This is a genomic window from uncultured Aureimonas sp. (assembly GCF_913775355.1).
Taxonomy (GTDB): Bacteria; Pseudomonadota; Alphaproteobacteria; order Rhizobiales; family Rhizobiaceae; genus Aureimonas.
Map to the genome: position 1 here is coordinate 1 of NZ_CAJYIU010000173.1, position 8,533 is coordinate 8,533.

Sequence of the window (8,533 nt, forward strand, 5' to 3'; positions counted from 1 at the left end):
CGCCGCTCGGGTGACCAACAAGGCCAGCCACCCTTCCAAGCATGCCAAAAGCAAACTCGAAAAAACTCGTCCGACACTCTCAGAAGGCGCAAAACCGAGCCAGTCAGCCATACCCCCCAGATACCCGGGGAACACAACCGCTAGCCCAACGTCCCGGCAGATCATTCAGTGTGCTTCTGCACCCCGTCCAACCCGCCCCGGCGCCACCGCCGTCGTCGATGAACGCCTTATAGGGGGAGCCACCGACGAAGGTCAACAGGGAAATGCGAGGGGGAAGGAAAAAAGTGCAAACTTCGAACGACATCAGCAGGTTACGAACGCTTCGGATCGTCAGGGCATCGTCATCGGACCGACATGAGGCCATCAAAGGGGAGGAAACGAATGCACGCCCGGGCCCTTGTCGTCCTTCCCCACTTCATGTTGCACCGCGGATGGAGGCCGTCTGGCGACACCATCGTCCACCCCCTCGATGATCGCCGGTTCCATGCTGTGAGGAGGTCGATCCATCGTGAGCTCCTCGGGTTCGCCGTTACCTCGCGCAGGACGAGGAGCACCGTCCCCAGCTTCCCCAGGGCCGAGACCGGCCGATTGGTTGACATCTCCTGATCGCCGCCCCTCTATCTCACGCAACGACCGTCGCTGTGGCCGCCCGGCAACAGCGACGGTCCGGGGATGCCCCTTGCGCGTCGCCTTCGCTTTTCGGCCGCTTTGTTAAGGCCAGGGGAAGGCGGACCAGCATGAGACCGGAATGAATCACGAGCGATACGCCAAGCCGAACTTCGGGAACCAGCCTGCGCTCGTCGCCGACGTCCGTCGCAAGCCGGACCGCCGCCAGGTCTCGGCCCGCTGGCTCGCCGGCACCCTTCTGACCGGCCTGACGTCGAGCGCAATGATGGGCATCGCCCTGTCGGCCGCCCACGACGGACGCCGCATGCTGGTCTCCCCCGCGGTCGTCGGCGAGATCTCCGCGCCCCAAACCGATATCGTCGAACGCGGCGAGCGCGTCTTCGCGACCCCGATCCCGATCGACCGCAACCGGTCGACCATCGAGGTGCCGACCCTGATGCGCGAGGGCGATCGCGAGGTGATCCGCTCGCTCCCCTTCGCCTATGCCTCGATGCTTCTGGGCGCGCGTCATCCGACCACCGTCTCCTATCCCGCCTTCGATGCGATGAACGTCATCGGCAGCGACGACGACGAGCCGGAGCCCACACAGGTCCCCGAGACCGGACAGATCTACGACGCCAAGGTCGAGGGCGACGTCGGGCTCGCCGTCGAGCCCTTCGAATTCGATGCGGCGAGCTACGACGATGCGCCCGATATCGGCACGCGCGAGGCCGAGTTCCTGGTGCGCGAGGCGGAACCGCGCCTCGCCTCAGCACCGGTCCAGGTCGCGGCCTATCAGGCCTTCGACACCTCCCGCTTCGGCGGCACGCTGTCGGACGCCTCGGACTACGTTCCGGGCTCCGCCGCGCGCGTCACGGCCGAGAACGTCTCGATGTCACCAGCCGAGGAACGGCAGGATCGGGTATCGCGCTACTTCGAGGAGATCGTGCCGTTCCGCGAGACGCTTGAAATCTCCGGCGCGCTCGCCGAGAACGGACACGAGGACGGCGAGGCCGCCGCCTCGCGCCTCTCCGCCCTTCTCGGGCGCAGCTCGCTCGACGCAGGCGAGGTGCTGCGTCTCGGTCTCGAGCCGTCCGGCGAGGGATCGCGGATCGTGCGCCTTTCGGCCTATCGCGGCGAACGGCATCTGGCGACCGTGGCGCTCGCCGACGACGGGTCGTTCGAGGAAGGGCCGGAGCCCGCGCTCAGCCGCTCCGTCGCCCAAGCCTTCGACGAGAATGCCACCGAGGCGCCGATGCGCCAGAACATGCCGACCGTCTACGACGGGATCTATCAGGCGGCCCTCGCCTACGGGCTCGACGACCGCCTCTGCCGCAAACTCCTGAAGATCCTGTCGGCCGACGTCGACTTCCAGGCACGGCTCGATCCGACCGATCGGCTCACACTTCTCTATTCTTTGAAGGAAGGCGAGGAGGAAGCGAGCACCGACTCGCAGATCCTCTTCGTGGAGGCCAAGTTCGGCGACACGACCAAGCGCTACTACCGCTTCTTCACCTCCGACGACGACCAGACCGATTACTACGACGACGACGGGCGCAGCGCGAAGCAGTTCCTCCTGCGAAACCCGGTGCCGAACGGTCGGTTCACCTCGCCCTTCGGCTCGCGCCGCCATCCCGTGCTGGGCTATGCCCGCATGCACTGGGGCGTCGACTGGGCGGCGCCGCGCGGCACCCCGATCCTGGCGTCCGGCTCGGGCGTCGTGGAACAGGCGGGCTGGTCCACGGGCTTCGGCCAGCAGACCATCATCCGCCATGCCAACGGCTACGAGACATCCTATTCTCACCAGAGCAAGATCGCCAGCGGCGTGGTGAAGGGCGCGCGCGTCCGCCAGGGGCAGATCATCGGCTATATCGGCTCGACGGGCCTGTCGACCGGCAACCATCTGCACTACGAGGTCACCGTCAACGGCACGCGCGTCGACCCGATGCGCATCCGTCTTCCGTCGGGCCGGCAGCTTTCCGGCGATCAGCTCGTCGCCTTCCAGCGCGAGCGCGAGCGGATCGACAACCTCCTGAAGGACAGCGTCGACGAGATGCGCGTCGCCGCGCACTAGATCCGAGGAAGGGCGAGCGGTCGCGGCCCGCCCTTACCTTGTCGTGCGTCAGGCCGGCTGGCGACCGATCGACGATTGCGAGCGCCACAGGTCGATCCCGCCCTCGGTGGCCGAGCGGTCGATGGCGGCGAGTTCCTCGCCCGAGAACTCGAGATTGTTCAGGGCATCCAGCGAGGAATCGAGCTGCGCCACCGTGCGCGCGCCGATCAGCGCCGAAGTGACGGCCGGGTTCCGGAGCACCCAGGCGATCGCCATCTGCGCCAGCGACTGGCCGCGCGCCTTGGCGATCTCGTTGAGGGCGCGGATGCGCGTGACGTTCTCGTCGGTGACGAGGTCGGGCGAGAAGGACTTCGCCTTCGCCGCGCGCGAGCCCTCCGGCACACCGCCGAGATACTTGTCGGTCAGGAGACCCTGCGCCAGCGGCGAGAAGGCGATGCAGCCGACGCCGAGCGTCGTCAGCGTGTCGAGGAGTTCCGCCTCCACCCAGCGGTTCAGCATCGAGTAGGACGGCTGGTGGATCAGCATCGGCGTGCCCATCGCCTTCAGCATGGCGTGGGCTTCGCGCGTACGGTCCGGTCCGTAGGAGGACACGCCGACATAGAGTGCCTTGCCCGAGCGCACGATCGCGTCGAGCGCGCCCATCGTCTCCTCCAGCGGCGTCTTCGGGTCGGGCCGGTGGTGGTAGAAGATGTCGACATAGTCGAGGCCCATGCGCTTCAGGCCCTGGTCGAGCGACGCCACGAGATACTTGCGCGAGCCGAAGTTGCCGTAAGGGCCCGGCCACATGTCCCAGCCCGCCTTGGTGGAGATCACCAGCTCGTCGCGATAGGGGCGGAAGTCGAGGTCCATCCAGCGGCCGAAGTTCTCCTCGGCGGAGCCCGGAGGCGGCCCGTAATTGTTGGCGAGATCGAAATGCGTGACGCCGCGGTCGAAGGCCCGGCGCAGGATCGCCCGGCCCGTCTCGAACACGTCGGTGCCGCCGAAGTTCTGCCACAGGCCGAGCGAGATGGCGGGCAGGTCGAGCCCGGAGCGGCCGCAGCGGCGGAAGTTGGCGCGGGCATAGCGTTGGTCGTCGGCGGTATAGGGCATGAGTCCTCCTCTCGGCCGCCGGAGCCGGCGGCGCGGGCGGACTATAGTCGCAAGCCCTGCGGAGGAAAGACGCGATCGGGGCTCGGTCGCCAAAACGTCCGAGGAATTCCATGCCTGCCGAACGGCGTCAGCGGCAATAGGTGGCGTCGCCGTTGCGGGCCGCGATGTCGAGGTGAAGATGGGTGCCGTGATCGCTGTCGGTGCCGGGGCCGAGAACCGTGCGGAACGGCCCACACGCGGCCCGGCGCACCGCGGCCGCGAACCGGTCGGCCGGCGTTCCCGCCTCCTTCGCCTCGACCGGCTGCGTCGTGCCGTCGGAGAGCTCGAAGCCCGCGATGTCGATGGCGCTGCCGCGCGAATGCTCCGAGATTTTCTGTTCGCTCGCCCGCGCGCGGCAGACATAGGTGGAGGCCTGGGTCAGAGCCTTCACCGTCGCACCCTTGAACTCGGCCTTGGCGGCGGGCGCGACGCCCTCCGACACCCAGACGTCGAGCGCCAGCGCCGTCCGGCACAGCATCACCGTGCCCGGCTCGACGCTGGTGCCGTTGGAAAGCCTCTTCACCGACACCGGGCGCAGCACGCCGCAGTCGCCCTCGGCGATCGTCTCGCCGACGGAAAAGTCGGCGCCGCGCGCCCTGAGTTCGCCCTCGCACTGGATGGCGTCCTCGACGGCCGCCGCGGCCTCGACGGTTTCGGCCGGGGTCACGGCCATCGGCGGCACGTCCGGCGCGCCGGGCTCGGGCTCGGTGCGGGCCTTTTCGGGCGAGACGTAGGCGGGCTGCGGTGCGTCAAGTGCGGGTGCGGGCGGCGCAGCGGGTGGAGCCTCGCCCTCGGCCGGCGCTGCGGGCGCGGCATCGGCAGGGGCCGGAGCAGCCGGAGGCGGCGCCTCGGGCGGCGCCGGGCGCTCCTCCGGCACCGGGACGGTGGCGGGATCGGGGGTCGCGGCTTCGCTCGCCGGGTTCGACGGCGCGCCGGGCACCACGTCGGTCGCGGCCGGCCGCTCGCCGGGTGCCTCGGTCGGCACGGGCACGGTCTGCGCCGTGGCGGGCGCGGCGGAAAGAAGACCCAGCATCGCCAGGGCGAGAATCGACCGGTCTGCCATCCGCGCCCCCCGCTTCATGCCGTTGTCAGTCCACGAACTCGACGGTGACGCCCGGCTTCACGAGCTTGGCGAGTTCGGCCGCGTCCCAGTTGGTCAGTCGCACGCAGCCGTGGCTGTTGCTCTTGCCGATCTTCGAGGGCTCGGGCGTGCCGTGGATGCCATAGGTCGGCTTGGACAGCGCGATCCAGATCGTGCCCACCGGCCCGTTGGGGCCGGGCGGGATGGTCAGCACCTTGTCGTTGGCGCCCTGCTTGAAGTTGATCTTCGGGTTGTAGGTGTAGTTCGGATCGAAGGCGATGCGGGCGACCTCCACCGTGCCGGACGGCGAGGGCGTCGAGGTCGAGCCGATCGAGGACGGGTAGGCGGCGACCAGCCGCCCGCTCGCGTCGTAGGCGCGCACCTGCTCGCGCCCCTTGTCGGCGATGATCTTGGCGACCTCTTGGCCGGTCACGTTCTCGCCGGTCGCCATGACCTTGATCTGCGTGCCCGGACGGGTGAAGTCGGCGCCGGGGTTGATCTCCTTGAGATAGCCCTCGTCCATGTGGAAGCGCTCGGCCAGCATCTCGGTGACGCGCTCGTAGCTCATCGCCGGCAGCATCGCCTTGTGGGCGTAGTCCTCGGGGATCGCCGCGACATAGGGGCCGCCGACGTCCTCGTTGGTGATCTCGTAGGTGACGACGGCGGGGCCCCCGGTCGCCATGAGCTCTTCCATCAGCGACTGGGCGTTCGTCGCGTCGATCGAGCGGCCAGTCATCTCGGCGTAGGCGGCGACCGCCTTGTCGACATTGCCGCCCATGCGCCCGTCGATCACGCCGGGCGAGGCGCCCGCGCGGTCGAGGAGCACCTGCAGGGCGGCGGTCTCGATCTTGGCGTTCTTGCCGGTCGGCCCGGCAACCTTCGGCGCCGGGTTCGATTCGATCATCGTCTGGCCTTCGAGGCGCTGACCGGAATTCGGAAAGGCGGCGGCCCCCTCTCCCGGCGCGATCGAACCGGTGGTGCTCTGGTCGGGCAGTCCGGCCTGGTCCCATGCGCCCGGCGGCGGCAGGGGCTGGCTCTCGACCGGCGCGTCGCCATAGCTGTCGTAGTCGTCGTAGGGGTTCTGCGGCGCGCCGTAATCGGAGGCGGGCGGCACCTCGCCGACGCGCCCCTCCAGCACCACCGGACCGGACGGCGCGTTGCCGCGCTGCCCCCGCCGCTGCCGCCGGTCGCCCGGCCGCTCCACCGCGATCACCCGGCCGTAGGAGTCCACGGTGACGATGTTGCCGAACTCGTCGCGAAAGCTTTCCGTGCCAGGACCGTAGTCCTCGTAGGCCGGGTCGTAGCCCTGCGCCGCGGCCGGAAGGATGCCGGCCGACAGGCCGGCCAGAACGAGGGCCACCGCCCCCACCGCACCCTTTGCCATGTCCCTGCCTCCTTCGCTCAAGCCTCGCGGGCGACGCCCGGACGGCGAACGCCTGACAGGCAAATAGGGCGCAATGCTGGTCCGAAGATGATTAACGAAGCGCAAATGAACCTGGAGTTAACGAGAGGCACGACCGCGCCGCCCCAGCCTTTTTCGGAACACGCCGGGGCGCTTGCCGTTTCCCCTGTCACGAGCAACCGAAGGGAGAAGGTTCGATGTCCTCCACTCTGGGAACCGGTTCGACGTCCGAGATCGAGGTCGGGGCCGATGCCATCGAGGCGAGCCGCGTTAACGGCACGCGCGTCTACAACACCGACGGCGACAATCTCGGCCACATCTACGATATCGTGATCGGGAAGCGCGACGGACGCGTCAAATACGCCATCATGTCGTTCGGCGGCTTCCTCGGCATCGGCGAGGAGTATCATCCCCTGCCGTGGGAGGTGCTGAAATACGACGAGCGTCAGGGCGGCTACGTCGTCGGCATCACCATCGACCAGTTGAAGGACGCGCCCCGCTTCGGCGCGGCCGAGCGTCCCAACTGGGTCGACGCCGACTACGGCCGGCGCATCAACGACTATTACGGCGTCGCCTACTACTGAGCGGCGACCCGCCGGCAAAAAAGGGGGCGGCCCGCCGGGCCGCCCCCTTTGTCGTTTCGGATCGTCGATCCGTCAGGCCGCGACCCGGTCTCCCGCCGTGCCGGCCTTCGAGCCGACGACGTAGAAGTTGAGCCGGTCGGTGCCGGACGAGATCTTCACCCGGTCCTCGTCCTTCACCTCGCCGAGCAGGATCTTCTCGGCGAGCGGGTCCTGCACTTCGCGCTGGATCACCCGCTTCAGGGGCCGCGCGCCGTAGGCGGGGTCGTAGCCCTTGTCCGCCAGCCACTCGCGCCCGCTCTCGTCGAGCTCGAGCACGATCTTGCGCTCCTCCAGAAGCTTTTCGAGGCGACCCATCTGGATGTCGACGATCGCGCCCATCTCCGCCCGCTTCAGGCGGTGGAACAGGATGATCTCGTCGACACGGTTGAGGAACTCCGGCCGGAAGGCCGAGCGCACCACATCCATCACCTGGCCCCGCGCCTCCGACACGTCCTGATCGTCGCGCAGCGCGGTCAGGTATTCCGAGCCGAGATTCGAGGTCATGACGATCAGCGTGTTGCGGAAGTCCACCGTGCGCCCCTGCCCGTCCGTCAGGCGCCCGTCGTCGAGCACCTGCAGGAGGACGTTGAAGACGTCGGGATGCGCCTTTTCGATCTCGTCGAAGAGGATCACCTGGTAGGGCCGCCGCCGCACCGCCTCGGTGAGCACACCCCCCTCCTCGTAGCCGACATAGCCCGGAGGGGCGCCGATCAGCCGGGCCACGGAGTGCTTCTCCATGAACTCCGACATGTCGATGCGCACCATCGCGGTCTCCTCGTCGAAGAGGAAGCGCGCAAGCGCCTTCGTCAGCTCCGTCTTGCCGACGCCGGTCGGCCCGAGGAAGATGAACGAGCCGATCGGCCGGTTCGGGTCCTGCAGCCCGGCGCGGGCGCGCCGCACCGCACGGCTGACGGCCTGCACCGCCTCGCCCTGGCCGACGACGCGCTTGGCCAGCGCGTCTTCCATCGACAAGAGCTTCTCGCGCTCGCCCTGCATCATCCGGTCGACCGGAATGCCGGTCCAGCGCGAGACAACCTGCGCGACGTGGTCGGCCGTCACGGTCTCCTCGACCATCGACGCCTTGCCATCGGAGCCTTCCGCCTCTGCGAGCTCACGCTCCAGCTGCGGGATCTCGCCATAGGCGAGCTCGCCCGCGCGCTGGAACTCGCCGCGGCGCTGCGCGATCGCAAGATCGTTGCGCGCCTCGTCGAGCCGCCGCTTGAGATCGGCGGCTAAGCCCAACTTCGACTTCTCGGCCTGCCAGGAGGTGGTGAGCCGGTCGCTCTCCTCCTCGAGGTTGGCGAGTTCCGCCTCCAGCCGTTCGAGGCGCGATCGTGCCCCGTCGTCGTGTTCCTTCTTCAGGGCCTCGCGCTCGATCTTCAACTGCACGACGCGCCGGTCGATCTCGTCGAGGGCCTCGGGCTTGGAGTCCACCGCCATGCGCAGGCGCGCGGCACCCTCGTCCACGAGGTCGATCGCCTTGTCCGGCAGGAAGCGGTCGGTGATGTAGCGGTTCGACAGCTGCGCGGCGGCGACGAGCGCCGAGTCCGAGATGCGCACCTTGTGGTGCTGCTCGTACTTCTCCTTCAGGCCGCGCAGGATCGAGATCGTATCCTCGA

Annotated in this window: 6 protein-coding genes; 2 read left to right on the plus strand and 4 right to left on the minus strand. The window is 68.5% G+C overall.

Annotation, left to right across the window (positions count from 1 at the left end):
* Nucleotides 1-748: 748 nt before the first annotated feature.
* Nucleotides 749-2,680, plus strand: a complete 1,932-nt coding sequence (locus tag QZ753_RS11105) for a M23 family metallopeptidase (RefSeq protein ID WP_294643716.1) — start codon at nt 749-751, stop codon at nt 2,678-2,680.
* A 48-nt stretch (nt 2,681-2,728) separates the two neighbouring features.
* On the opposite strand, the gene mgrA is transcribed toward QZ753_RS11105, so the two are convergent.
* The 3 genes from mgrA to QZ753_RS11120 all read right to left on the minus strand — a co-directional run bounded on the left by mgrA (nt 2,729) and on the right by QZ753_RS11120 (nt 6,273).
* Nucleotides 2,729-3,769 carry an L-glyceraldehyde 3-phosphate reductase gene (gene mgrA / locus QZ753_RS11110; protein ID WP_294643718.1) on the minus strand — a complete coding sequence of 347 codons (1,041 nt, stop codon included), beginning with the start codon at nt 3,767-3,769 and terminating at the stop codon, nt 2,729-2,731.
* Between the two features lie 127 nt (nt 3,770-3,896).
* Nucleotides 3,897-4,871 carry an extensin family protein gene (locus tag QZ753_RS11115; protein ID WP_294643720.1) on the minus strand — a complete coding sequence of 325 codons (975 nt, stop codon included), beginning with the start codon at nt 4,869-4,871 and terminating at the stop codon, nt 3,897-3,899.
* A 25-nt stretch (nt 4,872-4,896) separates the two neighbouring features.
* Complete coding sequence (locus QZ753_RS11120; protein ID WP_294643722.1) at nt 4,897-6,273, minus strand: L,D-transpeptidase; 1,377 nt, start codon at nt 6,271-6,273, stop codon at nt 4,897-4,899.
* Between the two features lie 215 nt (nt 6,274-6,488).
* On the opposite strand from QZ753_RS11120, the gene QZ753_RS11125 reads away from it, so the two are divergent.
* Entirely contained in the window at nt 6,489-6,875 is a 387-nt protein-coding gene (locus QZ753_RS11125) for a PRC-barrel domain-containing protein (protein ID WP_294643724.1), read from the plus strand.
* A 72-nt stretch (nt 6,876-6,947) separates the two neighbouring features.
* Here QZ753_RS11125 and QZ753_RS11130 read toward each other — a convergent pair.
* Nucleotides 6,948-8,533: AAA family ATPase (locus QZ753_RS11130; RefSeq protein WP_294643726.1), on the minus strand; the 1,586-nt coding region annotated here is incomplete at its 5' end.

What these genes read in the sequence shown, in the direction of transcription:
- QZ753_RS11105 (WP_294643716.1), top strand. Translation starts at nt 749, where the DNA reads ATGAATCACGAGCGATACGCCAAGCCGAACTTCGGGAACCAGCCTGCG.
- mgrA (WP_294643718.1), bottom strand. Translation starts at nt 3,769, where the DNA reads ATGCCCTATACCGCCGACGACCAACGCTATGCCCGCGCCAACTTCCGC.
- QZ753_RS11115 (WP_294643720.1), bottom strand. Translation starts at nt 4,871, where the DNA reads ATGGCAGACCGGTCGATTCTCGCCCTGGCGATGCTGGGTCTTCTTTCC.
- QZ753_RS11120 (WP_294643722.1), bottom strand. Translation starts at nt 6,273, where the DNA reads ATGGCAAAGGGTGCGGTGGGGGCGGTGGCCCTCGTTCTGGCCGGCCTG.
- QZ753_RS11125 (WP_294643724.1), top strand. Translation starts at nt 6,489, where the DNA reads ATGTCCTCCACTCTGGGAACCGGTTCGACGTCCGAGATCGAGGTCGGG.